This is a genomic window from Archangium sp. Cb G35, assembly GCF_001896145.1.
Taxonomy (GTDB): domain Bacteria; phylum Myxococcota; class Myxococcia; order Myxococcales; family Myxococcaceae; genus Archangium; species Archangium violaceum.
In genome coordinates this window covers 946839-973283 of record NZ_MPOI01000001.1, presented here as the reverse complement: position 1 = coordinate 973283, position 26445 = coordinate 946839, and the positions used below count along the sequence as shown (strand labels likewise).

The window sequence follows — 26445 nt, the reverse complement described above, 5'->3', positions numbered from 1 at the left end:
CCATGACCCAGGATGTCCTGCTCTCACTGGGCCGCGAGGCGTTGCTGTTGATGGTGCTCGCCTCCCTGCCGCCGATTGGAGCCAGTCTGGTCGTGGGCTTCCTGATGAGCCTCTTCCAGGCCACGACGCAGTTGCAGGAGAGCACCCTCACGGTGGTGCCCAAGCTGTGTGCGGCGGTGCTGGCCCTGGTGGTGGCCGGGCCGTGGATCGGCGGTCAGCTCACGCTCTTCGCGCATCAGGTTCTGAGAGTCATCGCGGAGGTCGGCGGGTGAACCTCGAGCTGCTTCGCGCACAACTGGCGCCACTGGGACCGGGCATGGTGACGGTGGCTTTATGCTCCGCGCGCCTGCTTCCAGTGGCCTTTCTCTGCCCGCTTCTGGGGGGACAGGCGGCGCCGACGACGGTGAAGCTGGCCCTGGTGCTGAGCCTCTCGCTCTTCCTGCACCATGTGGCGGGCGTATCGCTGCCGGAGCCGGTGGAGACACCACTGCAGCTGGCGGCCATGGTGATGAAGGAGCTCACCTACGGCACGTCCGTGGGGCTTGTGGCGGCGCTGCCCTTCGACGCGGCGCGGATGGGTGGGCGATTCATCGACCTGTTCCGGGGCACCTCGGCGGAGGCGAGCCTGCCAGTCGCTGGGACGCGTGAATCCGCCACTGGGGATGCGCTCTACCAGCTTCTCGTTGGTCTGGTGGTGACGGGAGGGCTGATGCCCGTCGTGCTCTCCGGGCTGGTGCGTGGCTTCGTGTGGGTGAGGCTCGGCGCGTACGTGCCCACCGAGGAGGCGGTGATGCATGTGGTGGGGCTCGCTGGAGGGGCGATGGCCACGGGGCTCGCGGTGGGGGCGCCCATCGCCGCGGCGGTGATGGCGGTGGACTGTCTGTTGGGGATGGTGTCGCGCGCCGCGCCCCAGGTGAACCTCCAGGACCTCGGGGCTCCGCTGCGCATTCTCGCGGGAGGCGCATTGCTGTGGCTCGCGGTGGGCATTCTCTGTGAGCGGCTGCTCGCGGGCTTCGTCTCGGTGGACGGCGCGCTGTTCCGGCTCGGGGAGGTGGCGCGGTGAGCGAGAAGACGGAACAACCTTCGGCGAAGCGCCTGCGCGAAGCGCGCCGCAAGGGACAGATTCCGCGCAGCCGTCTGCTGTCCTCCAGCGTGGTGACACTCGGGGGACTGCTCGGCCTCACCGCGTCGGCACCCGCGGGTTTCGCGAGGCTGAGGGAGTGGACGGCCCGGTTGATGCTGCACCAGGAATCCACGGGCGCACTGTGGGAGGCACTGGGATTGATGGCGCTCCTGGTGGGGCCCGCGCTCGGTGGAGCTCTGTTGGCGTCGCTCGCCGTATCCGTGGCCACGGTGGGCTTCGAGCTGAACTCGGAGCACGTGATGCCCAAGCTCGAGCGCATCAACCCGGTGGAAGGCTTGAAGAAACTCTTCAGCATGAGACCGCTCATCGAGTTGGGCAAGGCGTTGCTCGTGACCGCGGTGGTGGCGTGGCTCGTCTGGAGCGCGGCCGTGGAGGCCGGACCGGACGTGCTGCGCACGGCCTGGCTGGAGGGGACGTCGGGGTTGGAGCACATCCTGGACCGGCTCGGGCCGCTCACCGTCCGGCTCGCGTGCGTCCTGGTGATGCTGGGCGTGGGGGACTACGCGCTCGCGCGCCGCAAGCACGTGAAGGACCTGATGATGACCCGCGAGGAAGTGAAGCGGGAGCACAAGGAGAGCGAGGGCGACCCGCACCACAAGGGCCAGCGCAAGGCATTGCACCGGCAGCTCGCGGCGGGAGGTGCGGCACGTGGCGTGCAGAAGGCGAGCGTCGTGGTCGTCAACCCCACGCACATCGCGGTCGCGCTCCGCTATGCCACGGAAGAGTGTGATGCGCCCTACCTCGTCGCCAAGGGGCGGGAGGCGGATGCGCTCTCGCTGCGGCGCGAGGCCGAGCGGCTCGGAGTCCCGGTGGTCCGGGACGTGCCGCTGGCCCGCAGCCTCATCCACTACGACGTCGGGGAGGAGATCCCCGAGGAACTGTACCAGGCCGCCGCGGCGGTCCTCCGGGTAGCGCAGGAGTCGCAGGACGTGGACGACCATCCACGGAGGCAGACGTCATGAACCAACTGATGAAGATTCTCATGAGGGCGCGCAGGTCCTCGGATGTGGTGCTCGCGGTGGCGATGGCCGCGGTGCTCGGTGCACTCATCATCCCGCTGCCGCCCTGGCTTCTGGACCTGGGGCTGGCCATCAATCTGGCGGCGGCGGTGGCGCTGCTGGTGGCGGCGCTCTACGCCCGGGATGCGCTGAAGGTGACGTCCTTCCCGACACTGTTGTTGTTCACGACGCTCTTCCGGCTCGCGCTCAACGTGTCGTCCACGCGGCTGGCGCTCGCGGAGGGACATGCGGGCGAGGTCATCCAGGCCTTTGGCGAGTTCGTGGTACGGGGGGATTACGTCGTTGGCGCGGTCATCTTCGCCATCCTGACGCTGGTGCAGTTCCTCGTGGTGGCCAAGGGCGCCGAGCGCGTGGCCGAGGTCTCCGCGCGCTTCACCCTGGACGCGATGCCGGGCAAGCAGATGTCCATCGATGCGGACCTGCGGGCGGGGGCCATCGACCAGGCGCAGGCGCGCCGCCGGCGCCGGAACCTGGAGCGCGAATCCCAGATGTTCGGCGCCATGGATGGCGCGATGAAGTTCGTGAAGGGCGATGTCATCGCGGGCCTGGTCATCGTCGCGGTGAACCTCCTGGGTGGTATCTGTATCGGCGTCCTGCAGAACGGGATGACCATGGTGGACGCGGCCTCCACCTATGCGCTCATCGCTATCGGCGACGGGCTGGTGTCTCAGATTCCCTCCCTGTGCATCGCGGTGGCGGCGGGCCTCGTCGTCACACGCGTGGCCTCGGAGAAGGAGGACGATTCGCTCGGGGCGGAGATTGGCTCGCAGCTCTTCGGAGAGGCCCGGGCACTGTGGGTGGTGGCCGGGCTCTGCGTGGCCCTCGCCGCGATGCCGGGGATGCCACTCCTGACGTTCCTCGGGCTGGGAGTGGTCCTGGGGGCATTGGCGCATGCGCTCGGGCGGATGAAGGACTCCGGGGCGGAGGAGGGCGCCAGCGTGGCCCAGACCGAAGGCAGAACCGAAGCAGGGGAGGGGGCTCAGGGCGGCCCGGGAGCACCTCCCGAGAGCACGGTGGCTCCGGTGGGAGTGGCCCCGCTGACAGTGGATCTCTCGCCGGACCTCACCCCGCTGGCCCAGGAAAATGGGGGCGCGTTCGTGCACCAGGTGCTCAACCGGATACGGGATGAGGTCTTCTACGAACTGGGCGTGCGTGTACCAGGCATCCGGGTGCGGACCGATGCCACCTATCTTCCGGCGGGGAGCTACCGCATCCTGGTCGACGAGGTGCCCGCGGCGATGGGACAGGTCGTGCCCGGGGCGCTCTATGCGCTGGCGCAGCCGGAGGAATTGGCCTTCCTGGAGTTGAAGGCGGAGCCCGCGCTGGAGCCCTCCACCGGCAAGCCCATCAGTCGCGTGCCGGTGGAGGCGCGCGCACGCCTGGAGATGGCGCAGGTGCCGCTCCGGAGTGCCGGGGAGCTCATCGCCGAGCACCTGCGAAGCATCCTCCGCGCCCGGACGGCGGGGTTCCTCGGCATCCAGGAGGTGCAGGGGCTGTTGGATGGGCTCGAGGCCCAGGCTCCCACGCTGGTGAAGGAAGCGCTCCAGAAGGTCCCGCTGCCGCTGCTCACCGAGGTGTTGCGTAAGCTCGTGGAGGAGCAGGTGAGCATCCGGAACATGCGGGCCATCCTCGAGGCGTTGGTGGCTCCCACGACCGAGGGGGATGCCTCGGCCCTGGCCGAGCGCTGCCGTCAGGCACTGTCCCGCTACCTCAGCCACAAGTTCGCCCCGTCCGGGCCGCTCTTCGCCTACCTGGTGGATCCTGAGATCGAGGAGACGTTGCGCTCCGGTGGACCTCGCGGTCCGGCACCTTCACCCGAGCGGGTGGCGGAGATTCTGGAGGGGGTGAAGCACATCGCCGCAGGGGGGCAGACGGTGCTGCTCACGGCTCCCGATGTCCGGCGCACCCTGCGCAAGTTGTGCGAGGGCGCCTTTCCGGACGTCGCGGTGCTCACCTATGGCGAGCTGGACATGAACCTGCAGATACGTCCCCTGGGGCGGCTGTCGCCCGTGGCCCTGGGGCGCTGAGCGGAGGCTAGTAGGTGCCGTTGCCGCTCTTGGGGTCGAACGAAATGTCGGACTGCGGAGTCTGGGGCGCCGGCCGGTTGACGCGGTCGCGCAACTCCTTGCCCGTGCGGAACAGCAGGCCCCGCTTGGGCTTCACGGGGATGATTTGCCCCGTCTTCGGATTGCGGCCCTGGTAGCCCTGGTAGTTCTTCACATGAAAGGCGCCCAGCCCGCGGATCTCGATGTTCTCCCCGCGGCAGAGGGCATCCTTCATGGACTCGAAGATCGTCTCGACGGTGGCCTCGGCCTGTTTCTGCGTCATCCCCTTCTTGCCGACGAGGACGTTGATCAGATCGGACTTCAGCATCGCACGCTCCCGCAAACCGCGTAACCCCTCGGAAACAGGGCGCTTGGCCCGTGGTCGAATCCCGAAACGATAACAGAACCGGTGGGGCGCGCAAGGCGCGAGGTCCGCCAACCTCCTAGAAACGTTACGGATTTCCGCTTCCGGCCACTGTCTCGACCGGAGATGGTTCCGGGGCCGTGGCCGCCGTCGTGGCCGCCTGGGCTTCCGCGAGCCCCGGGCGCACCAGGATGGCGAGGTCCACCCACCGCGTCCGACGCAGGACGTCGAGCCCCGCCCGGTCCGACTCCCGGAAGAAGGCGTCCAGGACCTCGAAGCCGGGAGCTCGTGGGGTGGTGTGGGAGCCCGGCTCGGCGGGGTTGTAGACGCCGTGGACGGCGAGCGTCAGGTCGGCCAGGGTCAGCTCGGCCGGGGCGCGGGCCGGCAGGACGCCTCCCTTCCGGTGGCGCTCGACCAGACCCGCCCGCTCCAGGTCGTCCACCACCTCGTCGACGAGCACCTCGGCGACCCGGAGGCGCAAGGCCAGGTCCCGGGGGAGCGGGGGCGTTCCGCCGTCGAACCAGACGAGCGTGGTCTCCTGGGCCACCCGGGCCGCCACCAGCTCCCGGGCTCGCGGGTGGGCACCGAAGACCCACAGCGAATCCCGGAACGTGGCGTGCTCCACTGCGTAGGAGAGGCGGGCGCCGATGAGGAAGAGGAGCCAGTCCACGTACAACCACGCGAGGAACATGGGCAGGGCGCCCAGCGAGGCGTAGAGCGGGTTGTGGCGGAAGCTGTACGCGGCGATGCCCGTGTACACATGCCGCGCCACGCTCCAGGCCGCGCCCGCCACCAGCCCGCCCGAGAGCGCCGAGCGCAGGCGCAGGTGGGTGTTGGGCGTCACGTAGTAGAGCAGGGTGAGCCCACCCGCCGCCACGAGGGGCGACAGGGCGCCGAACAGCAGCTCGAAGAGGTCCACGACGAGCGGTGCGTGGGTGCCCGCCAGGAAGGAGCGGACCACGCCCGTTCCCGTGAGCGAGATGGCCAGCATCAGCGGGCCCAGAAGCAGCAGTCCCGCGTAGATGAGCCCGCGCACCACCCAGGAGCGGTGGTTCTTCACGCCCCAGATTTCGTTCAGCGAGACGTCGATGTTGTGCAGCAGCGAGCCCGCCGAGAAGAGCAGCCCGAGGAAGCCCGCGCTTCCAATGGCCGTCGTGTGGCCCGGCTCCAGGAAGCGTTTGAGGAAGGCCTCCGACTCCTCGCGCACGCCCGGCGCCATCACCGCGAAGATGAACTCGCGCAGGCGGTCCTGGACCGCCTGTTGGTGGTAGGCGCCCAGCAGGGCCACCACCACCGTCAGCAGCGGCACCAGGGAGAAGACGCTGATGTAGGTGAGCGCCGCGGCCCTGAGGCGGATGTTCTCGCCCTGGAAGCCGCGTGCGAGGCCGCGCACCGCCACGAACGTGTCCGTGGCGAAACGGCCCATGCGCGTCCGCTCCATCGGAGCCCAGGTGTACCGGGCCCACTGGAGCGCGCTGACGCGCAGTCGCTTGAGGAAGAGGGGGGTGACGGGCCGCATCCGGGGAGGCGAAGGCTAGCCAATGCCGGGGCGGCTCGGCCAGGGGGAGGGGGGTTGGGGCCCGCGGTGGATTCCACGGCGGGCCCGGCACCCTCACCCCTCAGGTGTTGCCAGGCTCGTTGCCGCCGCTCGGCGGCTTCGGAGGCGTGGCATTCGCGTTGGGCTGCTCGCTCGCCTGCCCCTGCTGTGCCTGCTGCTGGCCGCGTCCTTCACGCTGCTCGGGCCGGCGCTGCTGCTCGCCCCGGTTGCGGTCACGGTCGCGGTCGCGGCCACCACCACCCCGGTCTCCCCGGTCACGGTCGCGGTCGCGGCCACCACCACTCCGGTCGCCGCGCTCACCGCGCTCACCCCGGTCGCCGCGCTCACCCCGGTCGCCGCGCTCGCCACGGTCACGGCCACCACCACCCCGGTCGCCGCGCTCACCGCGGTCGCGGCCACCACCCCGGTCACGATCGCGGTCGCGGTCGCGGCCACCCTCGCGCGGGCCCCGCTCTCCTCCGCCACTCTCGGGCCGCCGCTGCATGGACAGCTCGCCATCACCCGAGCCCGGCGACGAGGCCACCTTGTGGTCCCCGCCCTGCGCGCTGCGGCCGTAGATGTCGTACTGCTCGCGGTGGTAGTTCTGCTGCGCCTTCACCTGGATGGACTTGTTGTAGCGGTCCATCAGGTGCCGCAGTTCCTGGCGCTCCTCGCCCTGGAGCAACCGCGCCACCTCGGCGTTGCAGTTGATGACCAGCGTCGGGTCCTTGTAGCCCGGCGCTTCGCGGCGGATCTCCCCGAAGATCTCGTAGGCCACCGTGGTCGCCGTCTTCACGAAGCCCTTGCCATCGCAGTACGGGCAGTCCTCGTGCAGCACCCGGCCGATGGACTCGCGCACGCGCTTGCGCGTCATCTCCACCAGGCCCAGCTCGGAGATGCGCAGCACGTTCGTCTTGGCCTTGTCCCGGCCCAGCGCCTCCTGCAGCGACTTGAAGACCTTGTCCCGGTTCTGCGGCTTCTCCATGTCGATGAAGTCGCAGATGATGATGCCGCCGATGTTGCGCAGCCGCAGCTGGTAGACGATCTCCTTGGCCGCCTCGACGTTGATCTTGGTGATCGTCTCCTCGAGGCTCTTCTTGCCGACGTAGCGGCCCGAGTTGACGTCGATGGCGGTGAGCGCCTCGGCCTGGTCGATGATGAGGTAGCCGCCGCTCTTGAGCCACACCTTGCGCTGGGTGGCGCGCTGCAGCTCGTGCTCGATGCCGTAGGCGTCGAAGATGGGCTCATCCGACTCGTGGAGCACCACCCGGTCCTTGAGCGCCGGGTCCTGCGCGTTCACGAAGCCGAGGATGCGCTCGTACTCCTCGCGGTCATCCACGACGAGCTTCTCCACGTCGTGGGCGAAGAGGTCGCGCGTGGCGCGCAGGATGAGGTCCAGGTCGGGGTGCAGCAGGCCGGGGCCACCGCGCTTCTCGTTGCGGCGCACCACCTGGTTCCACACCTCGATGAGGAAGCGGATGTCGGTCTCGAGCTTCTCCTGCGGCACGTTCTCGGCCACCGTGCGCACGATGAAGCCCGTCCCGGGCGGACGGAACCGGTCCACGATCTCCCGCAGGCGCTTGCGCTCCTTCTCGTTGGAGATGCGGCGGCTGATGCCCACGTGGTCCACCGTGGGCATGAACACCAGGTGACGGCCCGGGATGGAGATGTGCGAGGTGAGGCGCGCGCCCTTGGTGCCGATGGGATCCTTGGAGATCTGGACCACGACCTCCTGGCCCACCTTCAGCAACTCCTCGATCTTCGCCGTCTTGCGCGGCTTGGACTTCTCCTCGTCGCGCTTGCGCTGCTGCTCCTCGCGCTGCTTGCGGGCCTTGTCCTTCTCGCGGTCCTTCTCGCGCTCGCGGTCCTTCTGCTCGCGGCGGGCCTCACGGGCCTCGCGAGCGGCCTCGCGGTTCTCGCGCGGAGCCCGGCGCTCACCGGCGGCCGTCTCGGGGCGCTGCACGGGGGCCTCGGCCGGAGCCGCGGGGGCCTCGGCGGCCTGCTCACCCGTGACGGTGGCCGGCTCGGAAGGCAGTGCCAGGGCCACGGCACCCTCGGTGGCGGGCACGGACTCGGCCGCCTCTGGAGCCGGAGCCGCCTGGGTCTCCACGCTCACGGGCGTGGACTCCACCGGAGCCGGCGAGGTGCTCACCGGCTCGGCGGGAGCGGCCACGGCCACCGGTTCGGCCGGGACAGCCACGGCCACCGGCTCGGCGGGAGCGGCGGTGGCCACCGGCTCGGCGGGAGCGGCCACGGGGGCGGGCTCCTCGGCGCGGTGTTCCTCGGCGTGGTGCTCGGGCTCCTCGACGGCGGGGGGCGCCTCGCCAGCGGGAGCGGCGTGCTCGTGGACCTCGGCATCCACCTCGGCGCCCGACTCATGGGCCTCCTCGGCGGCCATGGCCTCGGACTCCTCGGGGACTTCCGGGGCGTCGTCGTGCTCGCCCTCGGTCAACTCGAACTGGGCGCGCGCGAAGTCCGGGTCGTAGACGACGTCACTGACGTACAGGAAGGCGGCCTTCTCCAGGCCGATATCCACGAAGGCCGCCTGCATACCCGGGAGTACCCGGACGACGCGGCCCTTGTAGATGTTTCCGACGATTCCCTTGTCCTTCTTACGCTCGAGGTAGAACTCCGCGATGTGGCCGGTCTCGACGAGGGCCACGCGGGTCTCCCGGCCCGCCGCGTTGATGACGAGGATGCTGCTCATTGAAGAATCCTGGGCGCGCGCGCGGATGCGTGAGCTCCGGCGGACGGGAGGCGACGGCGTCTCCCGCTTCCGAGCGCGCTGCGAGGGGAGTGGCGGCCCCGGGCCCTCGGCGCGCACGAACGCAGGACGGCCCCTGTGTGGGGGCTCCGGCTGTCTCCGAGCGGGTGAGGGTTGAGGGGACCAGGGCCTGCTCCTCCGAGTTCATGTTGGCCCCGCGGCTACCGGCACCCTGCCGGGCGGGGACTGACTTCCAATCGAGCGTTCCGGAGTCCCCTGGCACGCCTACCGCCCGTCCTCATTCCTTCCACACCCGGTCGGAGCCCGTCCGCGGGCGCCTTGGGGGGGCGAGAGAGACCCGGTGCAGCGGCGCCCCCTGGTGTCCTGGGAACGCACCCGTCTCAAAAATCAAAAATCCATTTGAACCCCAAACGCCCCACCCCTGGTGGAACGTTCCAAGGCCCGAAAACACCAAAAGGTTTTCACGCCTGATACGACCTGTAAAGGCGAGACATGGAAAATGTCCGCCTTCCAGCAGCTCGCCCGGCCGCCCCTAGGCCTGGGCGGTGGGCGCCTTCTTCCGGTTCTCCGGCTTGTCCAGCCTTCCCCGGGGGCGGCGCACCAGACGCAGGCCCGTCCAGGTGCTGTCGATGATGCAGATCTTGTTGTCCACCATGCCGATGTCGAGCGCGGCCTGGCGGATGAAGTCCTCGGAGAGGGACGTCTTGATTCCCTCGCCACTGGGCCAACACACCCAGATGCCACCGGTGAGCGCCATGGCGCGCGAGAGGGCCGGCAGGCGCTGGACGAGCTCGTGCGCGTCCTGGGTGAAGAAGAGGATGACGTCCAGGCCTGTCTGGGCGGTGATGAGGAACTCCACGCCCTCGGGCAGCGGGTTGAGCCGCTGGACGAACCCCCGAGGGGGGTTGATGACGGAAACCTTGCTGCCGGACTTGATGCCCAGCATGGCCGGCAGAGAAGCCAGCGCATAGGGAGTCATGAGCTGCGCTCCACGGTGAAGGTGCTGAATTCCCCACGCGCCTCGGAATCGGCGCGCTCCACTTCCGTTACCCGGGCCTGCGTGGGGCCGCGATGGCACCAGGTGACAAACGACTCGATGGCCTCCGGCGCTCCCTCCACGACGGCCTCCACGGACCCGTCGGAGAGGTTGCGCACCCATCCCGTCAGTCCGAGACGCAAGGCCTCGGTGCGGGCGCTCTCCCTGTAGAACACCCCTTGCACCTTGCCTCGAATCCGGAGGCCTGCTCGCCGCCTGTCCATGGTGGCTGCCCTTCTACCCTCTGGCGTCGGACTGCAAAAGCTGGAGGAACGCCTGCTCGTCCAGGATTCTTACCCCGAGTTCCTGCGCCTTCTTCAGCTTGCTACCGGCGTCCTCGCCCGCCACCACCATGTCAGTCTTGCGCGAGACACTTCCCGACACCTTACCCCCCCGGCGCTCGATTTCCTCCTTGGCCTGGTCGCGGCTCATCCCGCTCATGCCGCCGGTGAGGACCACCGTCTTGCCGGAGAAGACGCCGCCCTTGACCACCTGGGGCGCGGCGGGCGTGATGCCCGCGGCCAGCAGCGCCTCGATGGCCTCGCGGTTCTGCGGCTCGCGGAAGAAGGAGTAGATGACCTGGGCCATGGTGGGGCCCACGTCCTTGACGCGGGAGATGTCCTCCAGGCTGGCCTCGAAGAGCTGGGGCGCGTTGGGGAAGGCCTCGGCGAGCGTCTTGGCGGTGGCCTCGCCCACGTGGCGGATGCCGAGCGCGTAGAGGAAGCGGGCCTGGGTCGTCTGCTTGGAGCGCTCGATGTTGGCCAGCAGGTTGTCCGCGCTCTTCTCGCCCATGCGCTCCAGCTCGAGCAGTCGGCCCTTGGTGAGGTGGTAGAGGTCCGCGAAGCTCTTCACCAGCCCCGTCTCCACCAACTGCGCGGCGAGCTTCTCGCCCAGGCCGTCCACGTCCATGGCCGTGCGCGAGGCGAAGTGGCGCACCTTCTCCACCAGCTGCGCGGGGCAGGTGGCGCCCGTGCAGCGGATGATGGTGCCCTCGTCATCCCGGACGGCCGCCGCGTGGCAGACGGGGCACTCGGTGGGGAAGACGAAGGGCTGGGCACCCTCGGGCCGCTTGGACTCCACCACCTTTACGATTTCGGGGATGACGTCACCGGCGCGGCGGATGAAGACGGTGTCGCCCTTGCGCACGTCCTTGCGGCGCAATTCGTCCTCGTTGTGCAGGGTGGCGCGGCTGACGGTGACGCCGCCCACCTTCACCGGCTTGAGGTGCGCCACCGGCGTGAGCGCGCCCGTGCGGCCCACGTACACCTGGATGTCCTCCACCAGGGTCGCCTCCTCCTCGGGCGGGAACTTGTAGGCCACCGCCCAGCGCGGGCTCTTCGAAATCTGTCCCAGCCGCTGGCGCAGGTCCTCCTCGTCCACCTTCACCACCATGCCATCCACCTCGAAGGGCAGGGCATGGCGGCCCTCGACGGAGGCACGGTACTGCTCGCGCACGCCCTCCACGCTCGGCACGTGCACGTACCGGTTCACCGGCAACCCGAGTGACTTGAGGTACTCGAGCTTCTCCGCGTGCGTGCGGAAGGCCGGTACACCCTCGCCAGGCACGCACTCATACAGATAGACGGAGAGCGGGCGCGAGGCGGTGATGCGCGGGTCCAACTGCCGCAGGCTGCCAGCGGCGGCGTTGCGCGGGTTGGCGAAGAGCGGCTCGCCCTCCTGCTCACGCGCGTCGTTGAGCTTCTTGAAGTCTTTCTTGGAAATGAAGACTTCGCCACGCACCTCGAGCGAGCCGGGCACCTTCACCCCGTTCTGGGGCAGCAGCTCCATGGGCAGGCTGCGGATGGTGCGCAGGTTGGCGCTCACGTCCTCGCCCTCGGTGCCGTCACCGCGCGTGGCGCCCCGGACGAAGCGGCCCTGCTCGTAGAGCAGGGTGATGGCCAGGCCATCGAGCTTGGGCTCGCAGACGTAGGCGACCTGCGCCAGTCCCGTCTGGCGGCGGATCCGCTCGTCGAAATCGGAAAGCTCTTCGTCTCCGAAGGCGTTGGCCAACGAGAGCATGGGAGCGCGGTGGACCACCTTCTCGAACTTCTCGGTGGGCGCTCCGCCCACCCGCTGGGTCGGCGAGTCCACCGTGATGAGGTCCGGGTGCCGAGCCTCCAGCTCCTGCAGCTCGCGGATGAGCCGGTCGTATTCCGCGTCGCTGATTTCCGGCGAGTCGAGCACGTAGTAACGGTGGTTGTGGTGGGCGAGCTCGCGGCGGAGCTGCTCGATACGGGCGGCGTCGGCGGTCTTCGAGGTGTTCACGGATGAAGGCTCGGCGTCTGGACTGAAAAAATTCGGGGCGTCGGCTGCCTGACTGGGCAGGAAGCGAGGATGCCTTGACAGCTCCGGAGGTGGTCAATAACCTCTTGCAGCGGCTCATGGGGGTTGTTGTCCCACTTCCCAAGCCCCATCTCTTCCCAGCGCAAGGTTCCACCACTCGCGAGGTCCCGGCAAGAAGGGAGCCCGAGTGCCGCTCTGAGGGTGTTTCGCCTACCGCGTACCCCAGGGCGCCAGCCAGCAGCAATCCCCCCACATCACATGGCAAAAGCCCGTTCCCCCAAAGAGAAGCTCCTGGTTCCCGTCGAAGCCGAGGACAAGCCCAAGCGTCGTACGACGCGGGCGAAGACCTCGGAGCGGGACGACTCCGACAAGCCGGCGCGCCGCCGCGCGACGAGCCGTCGGGAAGAGGACACCGACCTCGAGACCGAGTCCGAGGCCCCCGCCGTGGCCGAGACGCCTCGCCCGGTGCTGACGCCGATTCCCTCGCATCCTCTCAGAGATGAGGAGTATCAGGAGGTCCGTGCCCACGCCGCGCACGAGCACGAGGAGCCGGCCGCGCAGCCCGCCGCTCCCGAGCCGGCCGAGGCGCCCATGGTCACCGAGGTGACGCGCGACGGCGCTCCCATGCAGGTCATCAAGCTCAATGACCTGAAGCGGATGAAGATCACCGACCTGGCGAAGATGGCCCACGACTTTGGCGTCGAGGGCTACCAGGGCCTGAAGAAGCAGGACCTCATCTTCTCGCTGCTGTCGGGCATCGCGGACAAGAAGTTCGAGGTGCACGCCGAGGGCGTGATGGAGCTGCTCAGCGACGGCTTCGGCTTCCTGCGCAGCGCGGACAGCGACTACCAGCCGAGCCCGGACGACATCTACGTGTCGCCGTCGCAGGTGCGCCGCTTCAACCTGCGGCCGGGCGACACGGTGACGGGCCCCATCCGCCAGCCGCGCGAGGGCGAGCGCTTCTTCGCGCTGCAGAAGGTGGACCGGGTCAACTTCACGGACCCTCTGTCCGAGGCGGCCCGCGAGCGCATCCTCTTCGACAACCTCACGCCGCTCTATCCGACCCGCAAGCTCAAGCTGGAGCACGAGGGCTCGGAGATGACCACGCGCATCATCGACATGTTCTGCCCCATCGGTCTGGGTCAGCGCTGCCTGATTGTCGCGCCGCCGAAGGCCGGTAAGACGGTGCTGCTGCAGAACATCGCGCACGCCATCTCGAAGAACCACCCGGACGTCTACCTGATCGTGCTTCTGGTGGACGAGCGCCCCGAGGAAGTGACGGACATGGAGCGCAACGTGCGCGGCGAGGTGGTGAGCTCCACCTTCGACGAGCCGGCCACGCGTCACGTTCAGGTGGCGGAGATGGTCATCGACAAGGCCAAGCGCCTGGTCGAGCAGAAGTACGACGTGTGCATCCTCCTGGACTCCATCACCCGTCTGGCGCGCGCCTACAACACGGTGGTGCCGGCCTCGGGCAAGATTCTCTCCGGCGGTGTGGACGCCAACGCGCTGCACAAGCCCAAGCGCTTCTTCGGCGCCGCGCGCAACATCGAAGAGGGCGGCAGCCTCACCATCATCGGCACCGCGCTCATCGACACCGGCAGCCGCATGGACGAGGTCATCTTCGAGGAGTTCAAGGGCACCGGTAACTCGGAAATCGTCCTGGACCGCAAGCTGATGGAGAAGCGCATCTTCCCGACGCTGGACATCAACAAGTCCGGTACGCGCAAGGAAGAGCTGCTGCTGACGCCCGCGGACCTCATCCGGATTACGGCACTGCGTCAGGTGCTGCACCCGTTCACGCCGATCGACGCGATGGAGTTCGTGCTCAAGCACATGCGTCCGACCGCGTCGAACGCCGAGTTCCTTGGCTCGATGAACCGGTAGTCACCGGGAGGGGAGTCGATCGATGCGCAGCACCCGCTCTGTGTCTCTGTCCGCCCTCGTGCTGGGGGCGGTGCTCGGATTGGCAGCTGGATGCGAGCCGGTCGATCTGGGCTCCGGCGGCAATCCGCCGCCGTTGTCCAACCGCATCTGCTACCAGGACTCGGATTGCACGGGGAACGCCTGCTGCGGCGAGGGGACGAACCCCACCCACGTGCAGGACGGGCCTGACTGCAGCGGCGTGCGGTGCACGAACAGCTGTCCGCAGGATTACCTCGACTGCGGACGTTGCCTGATCATCTGCCGGAACTCGCGCTGCGAGGCCGCCTGCCAGGGCTGAGTCCTTTCCCTCCCTCTCCCCTCGGGAGAGGGTCGGGGTGAGGGTACATGGGTCCGTTCTTCAACCCGTGAGCCAGAGTGGGCGCACGGGTTCCAAACCCGAGTTCACCCGATACCCTCACCCTGTCCCTCTCCCGAGGGGAGAGGGGATATTGGGCACAGGGCTTTTAGCGAGTGAGCGCTCCTTCCGAGTGAGCGCTCCTTCTGAGTGAGCGCTACTTCGGCGTCTCCAGGTGCACGGGCACCTCGCCCAGCTTGGGCTGCGCCTTGATGCGGGCGTAGTCGAAGCAGGCCACCACGATGGAGGCTACGGGCACCGCGAACAGCGCCCCCACCAGCCCGAACATCTTCTCCCCGGCAATCAGGCTGAAGGCCACGATGACCGGGTGGATGCGCGCCGCCGAGCCCATGATCTTCGGGTTGAGGAAGTACGCCTCCAACGCGTGGATGCCGATGATCCACAGCAGGATGGCCACCCCCTTCTGGAACCCGTCCGCCAGCGCGATCAGCACGATGGGCACCGAGCTCAGAATCGTTCCAAAGATGGGGATGAGGCTGAAGACCGTGGCGATCGTGGCCAGCAGGAACGCGAACTTCACCCCGAACAGCACCAGGCCAATCCCCGTCAGGATGCCGTTGACCACGCAGATGGTCACCTGCCCACGCACCACGCCGGACAGCGAGCGATCGATGCGCTCGAGCAGCAGGTTCGCGTCGGAGGCGTACTCCACCGGCACCAGGCTCGTGAAGTAGCGCACGATGGCCTGCGCATCGATGGAGAAGAACGCCGCCACCATCAACATGAAGAACATCATGAACACGCCGGCCACCACCGACGCGATGATGTTGCGCGACACCGTGACGATGTCTCCCAGGTGCTCGCGGGCCAGGGCCGACAGGCTCAGGGCCGTGTCCTGGATCGTCTTCTCCAGGTTCACCGACAGGCCCGTGCTGGGCGCGCCAGTGCGGATGTCCTCGGGCGTGGCGATGGCCAGCGGAATCCCATTGGCGCGCAGCCAGTCCTCGGCGCGGTCGGCCAGCACGTGCACGCGATCGGGCGTGAGCGAGTTGAGGAACGCCACTCCATCCCGGCTGATGCGCGCCAGCTCCCGGTAGAGCTGCGGCACCATGGTGATGAAGAAGAGGTACGCCACCAGGAAGAACAGGGCGTAGATGAGCAGGATGGCCACCCAGCGGGGGATGTTCCGCCCACGCACCTGGATGCGGGTGAGGCGCGTCACCAGCGGGTGCACCAGGTACGCGATCAGCGCGGCGCTCGCGAAGGGCAGCAGCACCGAGTGGAACAGGACCAGCACCGCCACCACGGTCAGCCATAACCCCGCGAGGATGTAGAGGCGCTTGCGGCGTTGTTCCGCCGGGAGATTCAACTCGTGAGGCTGCAGCATGAGCAGGCTTATCGCAGAGGGAACAGCGGGTCTCAAGAGAAGGGCGTTTGAACCAGCCTCAGGCGAGCTTCCAGGCGGTCGAGGCACTGCAACATCAGCCGCCGGTTGACGCGCCCCTCCGTGGCCTCGCCCAGGCCCAACATGTGGTCCACCATCCACCGGTTCAGGAAGAGCAGCACCAGCCGGTCCGTGGGCGCCAGCCCCCGCTCCAGGTAGCGCTTGTTGCGCATGTAGTCGTCGTACGCCTCCAGCTCCCGGGACAGCTCCCAGCGCGACAGCCGGAGCGCCTCGTCATAGACGGCCCGGACGGGGCGCGGGGGCGGCTCGGTGAAGAGCGGCGCGAACTGGCCTCCTACATCCAGGTCGATCTCCTGGACGGGCGGCGGCCATTGCTGGAGGTCCTTGGCGAGCAGCTTCGCCACCTCCTCCAGCATGTGATCCATGAGGGGGACGGGCTTCGACTCGAAGAGATAGTCCCAACGCGAGGCCATATGGACTACCTACCCCAGCCCCGCCCTCAGGTGAACCGCTCCACGAAATTGCTCAGGATTCGCCGCCCGGCTGGCGTGGGGGCGAGCCCCGCCAGCAGCCGGTTCACCCGCTCCCCGGGCGCATAGCCCCGGCTCTTTGCTTCGACCTCCAACTTGTCCGCGCGGGCCAGAATCAGCGCCCGCATGGCCGCCGGGTGGACCTCCGGGTGGAACTGCACACCCCGGATGAGCGGCCCGAAGGCCAGGGCCTGCACGGCCGTGTTCGCGTTGCCCGCCAGCACCGTCGCCCCCTCCGGAGGGTGCTCGACGATGTCCTCGTGGGTGGCCTGGACGGTGATGCGCTCGGGCAGGCCGTGGAAGAGCGGGTCCTCGCGGCCCGCTTCGCTCAGGGCCACCTCCACGGTGCCGATCTCCCGCCCGTGGGTGTTGCGCACCACACGCGCGCCATGGGCGTACGCGAGCAACTGGTGCCCGAAGCACACCCCGAGCACCGGGATGCCGTGGGCCGCCGCGTTCATCATGAACTCCGCGGAGCGCTCCATCCACGGCTCCAGCTGTGTCACCGACGCCGGCGAGCCCGTCATCATCACCGCGTCGTAGCCCGCGGCGTCGTCCGGCAACCGGGCACCCCGGTGCACGTGGAGGATGTCGAACTGGCAGCCCCCACGCCCCAGCGACTCGACGAACCAGTGCTCGTAATCACCGACGCTCAGCTTCACGGCGTGGGCCGCGTCACCAGCTTTCAAAAGAAGAACGTTCTTCATCTCGCCTCTCGGTGCGCCGGGTTGCCGCCTCGTACAGGGGTCCCTAGCTTCGGCTGCCGCTTCCTGTTGTTGACGCCCGCACGTGCCACCGGTGCGCGCCCGGGCTCCCGAGGAATCTTCAATGACCGACGCTCGCTCGCTCTCTCCCCAGCTTCCGGCCCTCAAACTGCTCATCGATGGCCAGCATGTGGACCCCGTGGAGGGAGGAACCCTTCCAGTGGTGAACCCCGCCACGGGTGAGAAGATCTGCGACGTGCCCTCCGCCACGGCGGCGGATGTGGACAAGGCGGTGAAGGCCGCTCGCCGGGCCTTCGAGTCCGGCCCCTGGGGGCGGATGAACGCCAGCGAGCGCGGCCGCATCATCCGCCGCTTCTCCGAGCTGCTGTGGCAGAACCGCGAGGCGCTCGCGCTGCTCGAGTCCATGGAGAACGGCAAGACGTTGCGCGAGGCCATCCGCGGCGACGTGGGGCCGGGCGCCGCGACGCTGTCCTACTTCGCCGACTGGGCCAACAAGATCCGCGGCGAGGTGCTGCCGGTGGATGGCCCCTTCCTCACCTACTGTCTGAAGGAGCCGGTGGGCGTGGTGGGCGCCATCGTGCCGTGGAACTACCCCACCTGTCTGGCGTGCTGGAAGCTCGGCCCCGCGCTGGCGGCCGGGTGCACGGTGGTGCTCAAGCCCTCGGAAATCACACCGCTCACGGCCATGCGGCTGGGGCAGCTCGCACTGGAGGCGGGGATGCCGCCCGGTGTGCTCAACGTGGTGACCGGCTACGGAGACCCCACCGGCGAGGCCATGGCCCGCCACCCGGACATCGACAAGATTTCCTTCACCGGCTCGGGTCGCACGGCGCGGCGGCTGTTGCAGGCCTCGGCGGCGAGCAACCTCAAGAAGCTGACGCTGGAGCTGGGCGGCAAGAGCCCGCAGATCATCCTCCCGGACGCGGACTTCGACAAAGCCGTGGAGGCGTGCTTCTGGGGCATCTTCAGCAACAAGGGGGAGATCTGCAACGCGGGCAGCCGCGTGCTGGTGCACGAGCAGGCCTATGACGCCTTCGTGGCGCGGCTGGCCGAGCGCGCGAACAAGATGAAGGTGGGCAACCCGCTCGAAGAGACCACCGAGATGGGCGCGCAGGTGAGCGCGAAGCAACTGGAGACGATCCTCGGCTACATCGAGAGCGGCAAGCAGCAGGGCGCGAAGGTGCTGGCCGGCGGCTCGCGCGATACCGAGGGGGCGAAGGCCCGGGGCAACTTCGTGAAGCCCACCGTCTTCGGCGACGTGCAGCCGCACATGCGGATTGCCCAGGAGGAGATCTTCGGCCCGGTGCTCAGCTGCCTGCGCTTCAAGAACGAGGCCCAGGCGCTGGAGATCGCCAACGGCACGCAGTACGGGCTGGCGGCCTCCATCTGGACGCGGGACGTGGCCAAGGCGCACGCCATGGCGCGCCGGGTGAAGAGCGGCGTGGTGTGGGTCAACTGCTTCAACGAGTTCGACGATGCCGCGCCCTTCGGTGGCTACAAGGAGTCCGGCTGGGGCAGGGACCTGTCGCATCACGCCCTGGAGGGGTACCTCCAGACGAAGGCAGTGTGGACGAAGCTGCCCTCGGAGATTTGAGGAAAGGCCGGGCGCGGTCATGGGCGTCGGGCGAAGGAGGAGGAGGAGGCCAATGGCGAACCGTTCCAAGGCGAAGGTCATCACCCTGCCGCAGCCCGCGGGCAGGCGCGCGCGCTCCAAGGACAAGGAGCGCGGCAATGTCAGGCCCCTGCGCGAGCCGTCCGACATGGACGTGCTTCAAAAGTGGCTCGAGGACAACGGCGTCCGCCAGGTGAAGATCGGCGGGGTCGACGTGGACGGCGTCTGGCGCGGCAAGTACGTGTCCGTGGAGAAGTTCCTCTCCGCGTGCAAGGGCGGGCTCGGCTTCTGTGACGTGGTGTTCGGCTGGGACATCACCGACGAGCTGCTCGACAACACGCGCGTGACGGGCTGGCACACGGGCTACCCGGACGGGCAGGCCAAGGTGGACATGTCCACCGGGCGCATCATCCCCTGGGAGCCGGATACCGCCGCCTTCCTCCTGGACTTCGTCAACCCGGATGGCTCGCCCTTCGAGCCCAGCCCGCGTCAGCTCCTGCAGAAGATCAACGCGCGGGCCCGGGAGATGGGCTTCCAGCCGAAGTTCGGCGCCGAGTACGAGTTCTTCATCTTCAAGGAGACGCCGCAGTCGCTGAAGGAGAAGGGCTACGAGCACCTCACGCCGCTGACGCCGGGCATGTTCGGCTACTCGTGGCTGCGCACCTCGCAGAGCGCGCCGCTGGTGCACGCCATCATCGACGGGTGCCGCGACTTCGGGCTGGAGCTGGAGGGCTTCCACACCGAGACGGGCCCGGGCGTCTTCGAGGCCGCCATCCGCTACGACGATCTGGAGAAGGCCGCGGACAAGGCGGCGCTCTTCAAGACGGTGGTGAAGGAGATCTGCTCGCGCCACGGGCTCACCGCCTGCTTCATGGCCAAGGTGAACGAGAAGCTGCCGGGGTGCTCGGGCCACATCCACCAGTCGCTGTGGTCGCTCAAGACTCACGAGAACAGCTTCCACGACCCGGATGCCCGTGACGGCATGAGCACGACGATGCGGCACTACATCGGCGGCCTGCTGGAGCTGATGCCGGAGTTCACCGCGCTCTACTGGCCCACGGTGAACACGTACAAGCGCAGCGTGGAGAACACGTGGGCGCCCGTGACGGCCACGTGGGGCAGGGAGAACCGCACCACCGCGGTGCGCGTCATCGGCGACAGCCCCAAGTCCATGCGCATCGAGTACCGCCAGACGGCCGCGGACATGAACGCGTACATCGGCATGGCGGCGAGCCTCGCGGCGGGCCTGTGGGGCATCGAGAACGAGGTGGAGCCCCCAGAGCCGTGCGCGGGCAACGGGTACGCGGCCGAGGCGCCGATGCTGCCGCGCTCGCTCCGGGAGGCCGTGACGCTCCTGAAGGAATCGAAGCGGGCCCGGCAGATCCTCGGCGAGGAGTTCGTGGACCACTACGTGCGCACGCGTGACTGGGAAGCGCGGCGGTACGAGCGCGCCGTCACGAACTGGGAACTCGAGCGCTACATGGAGCTCATTTAGGAGACACCGATGAAACCGTTCGACATGCCGAGCGAGCCGCGCATCACCGAGCTGTCCTGGCCCACGAAGATCGTCCTCGGGGCCGGTGCCCTGCAGCGGCTTCCCGCGCAGGTGGCGCGGCTGAACATGAAGCGCCCCCTCGTGGTGACCGACGCGGGCGTGGTGAAGGCCGGACTGGCCCAGCGCCTGTACGGCGTGCTCAAGGAGGCCGGTGTCGGCTTCGCCACCTTCGAGGAGGTGAAGCCGGACCCCACCGAGCGCGATGCCTTCGCGGGCCTGGAGGCCTACCGGGCCAACAAGTGCGACGGCATCATCGCCATTGGCGGTGGCAGCCCGCTGGACGCGGCGAAGCTGGTGCAGGTGCTCACCACGCATGAGCCGCCCCTGTCGCGCTACGACGACGCCACGGGCGGGGACCAGTACGTGCGCGACAACATGCCGCCGCTGATCGCCATCCCGACCACGGCGGGCACGGGCTCGGAGGTGAGCCGCTCGGGCGTGGTGACGCTCTCGGACACCGGGCGCAAGACGGTCATCTTCAGCCCGTTCCTCATGCCCAGGGCCGCCATCTGCGACCCCGAGCTGACGCTCGGCCTGCCTCCCGGGCCCACCGCGGCCACGGGCATGGATGCCCTCACGCACTGCCTGGAGGCCTACCTGTCCAATGGCTTCCACCCGCTCGCGGACGCGGTCGCCATCGACGGCATCGCCCGCGTGGCCCGCTCGCTGCCCCGGGCGTTCCAGGACGGGCGGGACCTCACGGCCCGCACCGACATGATGGTGGCCGCCATGGAGGGCGCCATGGCCTTCCAGAAGGGGCTCGGGGCATGCCACTCGCTGGCGCACGCGCTCACGCCCATTTCCGGCGTGCACCACGGTCTGGCCAACGCCATCGTCCTGCCCGTGGTGATGGAGTTCAACCGCCCCGTCAGCACCGCGCGCCTGGCCCGCGTCGCCCTCGCCATGGGGGATACCTCGAACGCGCGCGAAGAGGTGCTCGCGGGCAATGCCATCGAGCGGGTTCGCAAGCTGAACGCCACCATCGGCATTCCCCTGCGTCTGCGTGACGCGGGCGTTCAGGAGAAGGACCTGGTCCGCATCTCCGAGAAGGCCTTCGTGGATGCCTCGCACCGCGCCAACCCGCGCCCGTGCTCCCAGCAGGAACTGCTCGCGATGCTCCGCGAGTCGTTCTAGCGGACCGCCCCTCCGGGCAACGGCTCCCGGGCCGCGCGCCAGGAGGGCGGAATGCGCTCGAGTCCGGTGGCGAGCACCACGATGCTCCCCACCATCGCGCAGGTGGTGTCCCGGTCTCCTCCTCCGCTGACCGTGAGCCAGAGCGCTTGCTCGTAGTCATCCAGCCGCTCGCCCGCGCACCACAGCGCGAACGGCACCGTGTCCTGCGCCGACAGGCCGGTGCCGTTGCCCAGCACGCTGACAGCGAAGGGCAGGGTGGCGCTCGTGGGGAAGTCTCGCGCCTTGCGCAGCCGGCTGTGGACGTCACTCGGAGGCACGAACGGCAGGATGCGGTCCAGGAACTCGGCCCGGCCGGGCAGGGGGTTCTCCTGGCGCGCGTTCCAGGCCAGTGCCGCTGCTACCGCGACGGCGATGGCTCCCGCGAGGGCCTCGGGGTGCGCGTGGGTGACTTCGGCGGACCGGTGGGCCTGCTCGACGACGGCCTTCATGTCCCCGGCGAAGTACGCGCCCAGTGGGCCCACGCGCATCGCCGCTCCATTGCCCCACGAGCCTTGTCCCGAGAACTCGCGCCGCGTCACCTCCGCCCAGGGTTGTCCCTCGCGGATGGCGTTCAGCACCCGGTGCATCGCGGGGCCGTAGCCTCGCGACGGGTCGTAATGGTGGGCGAAGTCGCGCGCGAGTGCGTCCTGCTCGATGGCTCCGTGCCGTTGGATCATGGCCACCACCGAGAGCGCCATCTCGGTGTCGTCCGTGTAGGGCCAGGATCCGGGCGGCACCGTCTTCGCCGTGATGAGGGATTCTTCCTGCTCGCCCAGGCGGAAGAACTGATCCCCGAAGGCATCTCCCGTGGACAGTCCCTCCAGGGACAGGGCCGCGCGTTCGCTCGCGTTCAGGCTCATCGGACTTCTGACCGCCTCACAGGGGAACGGCTTTGGCTCACGGCGGGGAGTACGGGCCCGGGCACCCTCACCCCGTCCCTCTCCCGAGGGGAGAGGGGATGTTGTTGGGGCAGGTGGGCCGGTAGTGGCGTTACTTCACGGCGTCCGTGGCCGTCAGGCCGCTGCCTCCTCCATTCGGCGGCGGCGTCACCTTCGGCGGCGCCATGTCCTGCCCCGGCTCCTCCACCTCGGCCTCCTCGGTCTGGCTTCCTTCGGCGTTTGTCTCGATGTCCGTGGTGCCCACCACCGCGCCCGTCACCGGCTCGCCTCCCGGCTGCGGTGTGAACTCCAGCGTCTCCACCGACACCGAGCCCGGCAGCCGGAAGTCCATCGCCGTCAGCTGCGGCTTGTCCCTCAGGTCATACAGCTGCTGCGCCACCGAGCCCGCCTGGATGCGCTGGTCCGAGAAGAAGACGTACGCCTTGACCTTTCCCTCCTCCACCGGCACCCGGAAGCTCGAGTTGTAGATGCGCTTGCCGGCGTCGCATTTGATGGACCGGTTCTCCCGCGTCATCGTCAGCTGCCGGATGATGCCCTTCTCGGATACCGTGAAGAGCATGCAGTAGGGGTACTGCCCCGCCGCCGGGATGATCTCCATCGTGGAGCCGCTCACCATCTTCAGCTCCGCGCGTCTGGCCGCCGCCGGCTTCTGCTCCTGCGTACAGCCCACCGCGCCCAGCGCCACCACCGCTACGGCCTTCATCCACCGAGTCATGTGCCCCTCCAGATGACTTCCACCATGGTCGTGACCCGAGCCTAACCCGGAAACCACGCCCCCAGCCCTGGGGGGCTACTCGCCGTCTGTCCTTGAACAGTCAGTGAAATCACCGCCGCGCGCCTACGCACCGCGTCATCGTTCAGCGGCGCTGGTAGACGATGATCTGCGGCGTCTCGTCCAGGTACAGCCCCGTGGCCGGCGTCCGCGTCCCATAGGCCTGCCAGACGTTGAACTCGTGCTCACGGAACTCCTGGTGGTACTGGTACGCCGCCACGTCCGAGTCGAACGGCCCCCCCGGTTGCAGATCGCTCCGCAGCAGCCCGTTGCGCTGGTAGTCGCGGAACGAGAGCCCGTGCACCTCGTGCAGGAAGACGCGAGCGTTGCGCGGCGCGTGCTCGTTGATCCACGGCAGCACCGCCGTCACGTTGCTCGACCAGAACTGGCGCTGCATCCCCAGTGACGCCGCGCCCGGCAGGCCTCCCGCCAGCTCCGAGTAGAAGCTCGTCCCGTACGGGAACACGCGCACCAGCCCGATGAGCGCCGGCAGCATCAGCAGCGTGAACACGGGTGCCGCCACCGCCGCCAGGGACAGCTTCGGCCAGCGCACGCGCAGCCGCTCCACGAGCGCCTCGCAGCCCCGCGTCACCGCCACGCCCGCCAGAATCCCCAGGAAGGGCATGGACGGAAACCAGTGCTTCACCCCTCCGAAGTGCGGCACCTGCGGATGGCTGATGATGAGGATGGAGGCCACCGCGTTGAGGCCCACCAGGCACTCGGCCAGCGAGGGCTCGCGCACCAGGGACTTCGTTCGCTCGAAGAGGCTCAACACCGCGCGGCCGGCGAACGCCAGCCACCCCGTCACCATCGGCACGAAGAGGCTGGTGGGCACGGTGAGCGCCGTCTTCACCACCACGTACTCGAGCGGGAAGGGCGGCTCGCGCAGCAGCTTCCCCAGGTAGAACCAGGTGTAGTGGTTGTGCGTGGCGTGGAAGTTCAGGTACCAGGCCGTCCGGTCCACCGGCGCGTGCCACAGGTAGGGCCAGTGCAGGTAGAAGATGATGGGCCCGAACACCGCCATGGTGGCCATGGGCAGCAGGGCGAGCGCCGAGGGCGGGTGCACCTCGTTCTGCAGGTGCAACATCCCCAGCGCTCCCACCGCCAGCACCGCGAAGAGCAGCGTGTGCGGGCTGAGCAGGAAGAACTTCCGCTGGAAGCCGGCGGGCCCGAGGCTCACCACCAGCAGTCCGTACAGCACCGCCACCGCCGCGAAGAGCCCCAGCACGCGCCAGAGCCAGACGCGTGCCTCCGGCCGGTCCACGGTGGTGGTCCACGCGCGCCACAGCGCGAAGGGCGCGAGGATGAAGGGCAGGAAGAGCGCGTTGTGCTTGGTGCACAGCGCCAGGCCGAAGAAGACGCCGCACAGCACGCCCCAGTTCCGGTCCTCCAGCGCGCGCCAGAAGGCGTACACCACCAGCAGCCACATGGCCGCGATGGGCATGTCGAAGCAGGCCAGCTCCGCGTTGAAGTACTGGCGCGGGACGAGCAGGAAGGAGAGGGCGGCGAACAGTCCCGCGGTGCGGCCATACACCGCGCTGCCCAGCAGGAAGGTGAGGGCGGGCACCAGCGCCGACATCGCGAAGGCCGGAAGCCGGAAGGCCGCCGCCGGGCGCAGCCACCCGAGCGTCTCGTGGAAGAGCAGGTGCGACAGCCCGAACAGCTCCTTCATCAGCGCCGGGTGCTCGTGGTTGTAGTCCCAGGCGCGCACGATGGCCGCGTCGGTGAGCGCCCGCGCGGGCTCGCGGAAGAGCTGTTGGAACCAGCGGGCATAGCTCTCGCCCGCGTAGAAGTAGACGCTCTCGTCGCGCGTGAAGCCCACCGCCGACTCGGTGGCCCACAGCGCCACGAAGCCCAGCACCCACAGCCCCAGCGCCAGCCAGCGCTCCTCCCGCGTCGCGGCCCGGCCCGCCGTCATGTGCCCTCCCTGGAAACCACCGCCCCGTCCCCGAGCGCGAACACGTCCAGGCACACCTGCCGCCGCTCCGGATTTTCCGCCCGCACCCACACCTTCACCGTGCGGGGCTCGCCCGGCGGCAGCGCGCGCCACGCCTTCTGCAGGCCCTCCAGGCCCGGCTGCTGGGCGATCTCCAGCAACGGCTCGCGCGTGGCCGCGTCCTCCACGCCGTAGTACGCGGTGCTCAGCCGCGCGTCGTGGTGCGAGGCGTACTCGGAGATGAGCCCGCCCTCCAGCCGCAGCTCCGTATCCGCTGGCACTCCCGCGAACTCGGCCACCAGCCGCTGCGTCCCGCCCGGCGCATGCATCCACAGGCAGCGGCGCGGCTCGAAGTGGATTTCATGCCACTCGGGCGCCACGTACAGGTGCGGCGGCCCGGGGCAGCGGTGCACGCGCCCGTCGAAGGGGCACTCGGTCCTCGCGCCATCCTGGGCCTCCAGGTAGACGCGGGCCTTCGCGTACGCCTCCGACGCCACGAAGCGCCGGGGCCGGTAGCGGCCGTTCTCGTACAGCGTCAGCTCCAGGCTGCCCGCGCGGCGCGGGGCTCCCACGGCGGTGCGCCCGGGCAGGAACGCGGCCCGGAAGTCCGCTTCCCCAGCCCGAGGCTGCTCCGGCTGGCCCAGCACCCAGACGCGCGGGTGCGCGCTCAGATCGTTCTTGTCCGAGCCGAGGTAGCCGTACACCGGCACCTCTGGCGGCACGTAGATGCGGGCCCGCTCGGTCCACCACGGGAAGAGCAGCACCGCGTCGCCGGGCCGGGCCTCGGTGCGCAGCCAGCCCTCCACCGTGCGGTAGTCCGCTTCGGAAACGAGGTGGCCGGGCTGGCGGAGCTGGAAGACGAGACAGACGAGCGCGACGAGCAGCATCCCCCCCAGCTCCACCAGGGGAAGGGCGCGCAAGAGGGAGCTAGGACTTCGCAAGGCGGAGCTTCTGCTCGCTCTTGTCGCGGCAGAAGGTGCAGAAGGTGGGCTCGCCCGAGGAGAACGAGGGCGTCCAGGGTGGATACATGGAGCAGCGCGGATCCAGGCAGTGGTGCAGGCCCCACAGGTGGCCAATCTGCTGCAGCGCGTTGCGGGCCACGGGCTTGAAGGACGTCTCGAGGTCCTTGAACCCGTGGGTGCTGATGATGGCCCGGCTCTTGTTGTACTGGGCGAAGCCCGGGGTGGGGGCCTTGCCGCCGGCCAGCTCGCGCTCCTTCAGCTTGCGCGAGGTGATGAAGAGGACCTTGTCGTCCTCATAGGCCCGGATGCCCTTCATCTCCGTGAGCAGCTTCTCGGCATCCAGCGGGTCGGACAGGTCCGCGGGCACCTCCTTCTGGCCGGAGTGCTCGCTGCCCACGCCAAACGCCGTGTAGAGCGTCTGGCAGAGCTTCGCGATCTGCTTTTCGTCGAAGGAGTCCAACGTCACGACGCGAATCACGGG

The 26445-nt window shown here is 68.8% G+C and carries 23 protein-coding genes; 9 read left to right on the top strand and 14 right to left on the bottom strand.

Annotated features, from left to right (window positions below):
* Nucleotides 1–2: 2 nt before the first annotated feature.
* Genes BO221_RS04010 through sctV form a run of 4 tightly spaced genes read left to right on the top strand, consistent with a single transcriptional unit; the run spans nucleotide 3 to nucleotide 4190 of the window.
* Entirely contained in the window at nucleotides 3–272 is a 270-nt protein-coding gene (locus tag BO221_RS04010; RefSeq protein WP_073558942.1) for a flagellar biosynthetic protein FliQ, read from the top strand.
* Nucleotides 269–1063 (top strand): EscT/YscT/HrcT family type III secretion system export apparatus protein, encoded by a 795-nt coding sequence (locus BO221_RS04005; RefSeq protein ID WP_073558941.1) that lies wholly within the window; start codon nucleotides 269–271, stop codon nucleotides 1061–1063. Before BO221_RS04010 ends, BO221_RS04005 begins: the two co-directional genes overlap by 4 nt.
* Nucleotides 1060–2106, top strand: coding sequence for a flagellar biosynthesis protein FlhB (locus tag BO221_RS04000; protein ID WP_073558940.1), 1047 nt, complete (start codon nucleotides 1060–1062; stop codon nucleotides 2104–2106). Before BO221_RS04005 ends, BO221_RS04000 begins: the two co-directional genes overlap by 4 nt.
* Nucleotides 2103–4190: a type III secretion system export apparatus subunit SctV gene (gene sctV / locus BO221_RS03995; RefSeq protein ID WP_073558939.1), complete on the top strand. Its 2088-nt coding sequence runs from the start codon at nucleotides 2103–2105 to the stop codon at nucleotides 4188–4190. Before BO221_RS04000 ends, sctV begins: the two co-directional genes overlap by 4 nt.
* A 7-nt stretch (nucleotides 4191–4197) precedes the next feature.
* On the opposite strand, the gene BO221_RS03990 is transcribed toward sctV, so the two are convergent.
* The 6 genes from BO221_RS03990 to ligA all read right to left on the bottom strand — a co-directional run bounded on the left by BO221_RS03990 (nucleotide 4198) and on the right by ligA (nucleotide 12135).
* Nucleotides 4198–4536, bottom strand: a complete 339-nt coding sequence (locus BO221_RS03990) for an HU family DNA-binding protein (RefSeq protein WP_043401784.1) — start codon at nucleotides 4534–4536, stop codon at nucleotides 4198–4200.
* A 124-nt stretch (nucleotides 4537–4660) separates the two neighbouring features.
* A complete protein-coding gene (locus BO221_RS03985; RefSeq protein ID WP_073558938.1) occupies nucleotides 4661–6091 on the bottom strand; it encodes a YhjD/YihY/BrkB family envelope integrity protein in 1431 nt (476 codons plus the stop codon).
* Between the two features lie 100 nt (nucleotides 6092–6191).
* Nucleotides 6192–8816 carry an Rne/Rng family ribonuclease gene (locus BO221_RS03980; RefSeq protein ID WP_073558937.1) on the bottom strand — a complete coding sequence of 875 codons (2625 nt, stop codon included), beginning with the start codon at nucleotides 8814–8816 and terminating at the stop codon, nucleotides 6192–6194.
* A 550-nt stretch (nucleotides 8817–9366) separates the two neighbouring features.
* The gene (locus BO221_RS03975) at nucleotides 9367–9813 is read right to left on the bottom strand and encodes a DUF3052 family protein (RefSeq protein ID WP_047859710.1); all 447 of its coding nucleotides are present in this window, start codon (nucleotides 9811–9813) and stop codon (nucleotides 9367–9369) included.
* On the bottom strand, nucleotides 9810–10094 hold the full coding sequence (locus BO221_RS03970) for an acylphosphatase (RefSeq protein WP_043401774.1): 285 nt from the start codon (nucleotides 10092–10094) through the stop codon (nucleotides 9810–9812). The genes BO221_RS03975 and BO221_RS03970 overlap by 4 nt, the downstream gene beginning before the upstream one ends.
* A 13-nt stretch (nucleotides 10095–10107) precedes the next feature.
* A complete protein-coding gene (gene ligA / locus BO221_RS03965) occupies nucleotides 10108–12135 on the bottom strand; it encodes an NAD-dependent DNA ligase LigA (RefSeq protein ID WP_073558936.1) in 2028 nt (675 codons plus the stop codon).
* A gap of 276 nt (nucleotides 12136–12411) precedes the next feature.
* On the opposite strand from ligA, the gene rho reads away from it, so the two are divergent.
* Both rho and BO221_RS03955 read left to right on the top strand, forming a co-directional pair.
* Entirely contained in the window at nucleotides 12412–14040 is a 1629-nt protein-coding gene (gene rho / locus BO221_RS03960; protein ID WP_198956052.1) for a transcription termination factor Rho, read from the top strand.
* A gap of 22 nt (nucleotides 14041–14062) precedes the next feature.
* Nucleotides 14063–14377, top strand: coding sequence for a hypothetical protein (locus BO221_RS03955; protein ID WP_073558935.1), 315 nt, complete (start codon nucleotides 14063–14065; stop codon nucleotides 14375–14377).
* Between the two features lie 214 nt (nucleotides 14378–14591).
* Here BO221_RS03955 and BO221_RS03950 read toward each other — a convergent pair whose 3' ends face one another.
* Genes BO221_RS03950 through BO221_RS03940 form a run of 3 tightly spaced genes read right to left on the bottom strand, consistent with a single transcriptional unit; the run spans nucleotide 14592 to nucleotide 17037 of the window.
* Entirely contained in the window at nucleotides 14592–15782 is a 1191-nt protein-coding gene (locus BO221_RS03950; protein ID WP_073558934.1) for an AI-2E family transporter, read from the bottom strand.
* 32 nt (nucleotides 15783–15814) lie between these two features.
* Nucleotides 15815–16273, bottom strand: coding sequence for a hypothetical protein (locus BO221_RS03945; protein WP_073558933.1), 459 nt, complete (start codon nucleotides 16271–16273; stop codon nucleotides 15815–15817).
* 26 nt (nucleotides 16274–16299) lie between these two features.
* Entirely contained in the window at nucleotides 16300–17037 is a 738-nt protein-coding gene (locus BO221_RS03940) for a glutamine amidotransferase (RefSeq protein WP_073558932.1), read from the bottom strand.
* A gap of 121 nt (nucleotides 17038–17158) precedes the next feature.
* On the opposite strand from BO221_RS03940, the gene BO221_RS03935 reads away from it, so the two are divergent.
* The 3 genes from BO221_RS03935 (at nucleotide 17159) to BO221_RS03925 (ending at nucleotide 21356) form a co-directional block, all read left to right on the top strand.
* Entirely contained in the window at nucleotides 17159–18649 is a 1491-nt protein-coding gene (locus BO221_RS03935; RefSeq protein WP_073558931.1) for an aldehyde dehydrogenase family protein, read from the top strand.
* Between the two features lie 166 nt (nucleotides 18650–18815).
* Nucleotides 18816–20162 (top strand): glutamine synthetase family protein, encoded by a 1347-nt coding sequence (locus BO221_RS03930; RefSeq protein WP_073559457.1) that lies wholly within the window; start codon nucleotides 18816–18818, stop codon nucleotides 20160–20162.
* A gap of 9 nt (nucleotides 20163–20171) precedes the next feature.
* Nucleotides 20172–21356, top strand: a complete 1185-nt coding sequence (locus BO221_RS03925; RefSeq protein WP_073558930.1) for an iron-containing alcohol dehydrogenase — start codon at nucleotides 20172–20174, stop codon at nucleotides 21354–21356.
* Here BO221_RS03925 and BO221_RS03920 read toward each other — a convergent pair.
* The 5 genes from BO221_RS03920 to BO221_RS03900 all read right to left on the bottom strand — a co-directional run bounded on the left by BO221_RS03920 (nucleotide 21353) and on the right by BO221_RS03900 (nucleotide 26442).
* Nucleotides 21353–22255: an ADP-ribosylglycohydrolase family protein gene (locus tag BO221_RS03920; protein ID WP_073558929.1), complete on the bottom strand. Its 903-nt coding sequence runs from the start codon at nucleotides 22253–22255 to the stop codon at nucleotides 21353–21355. The genes BO221_RS03925 and BO221_RS03920 overlap by 4 nt on opposite strands.
* Before the next feature lie 130 nt (nucleotides 22256–22385).
* Entirely contained in the window at nucleotides 22386–23009 is a 624-nt protein-coding gene (locus BO221_RS03915) for a hypothetical protein (protein ID WP_073558928.1), read from the bottom strand.
* Nucleotides 23010–23151: 142 nt separating this feature from the next.
* Nucleotides 23152–24984: a glycosyltransferase family 39 protein gene (locus tag BO221_RS03910; RefSeq protein ID WP_073558927.1), complete on the bottom strand. Its 1833-nt coding sequence runs from the start codon at nucleotides 24982–24984 to the stop codon at nucleotides 23152–23154.
* On the bottom strand, nucleotides 24981–25943 hold the full coding sequence (locus BO221_RS03905; protein WP_073558926.1) for a hypothetical protein: 963 nt from the start codon (nucleotides 25941–25943) through the stop codon (nucleotides 24981–24983). The genes BO221_RS03910 and BO221_RS03905 overlap by 4 nt, the downstream gene beginning before the upstream one ends.
* On the bottom strand, nucleotides 25930–26442 hold the full coding sequence (locus BO221_RS03900; protein WP_043401748.1) for a hypothetical protein: 513 nt from the start codon (nucleotides 26440–26442) through the stop codon (nucleotides 25930–25932). The genes BO221_RS03905 and BO221_RS03900 overlap by 14 nt, the downstream gene beginning before the upstream one ends.
* Nucleotides 26443–26445: the final 3 nt, after the last annotated feature.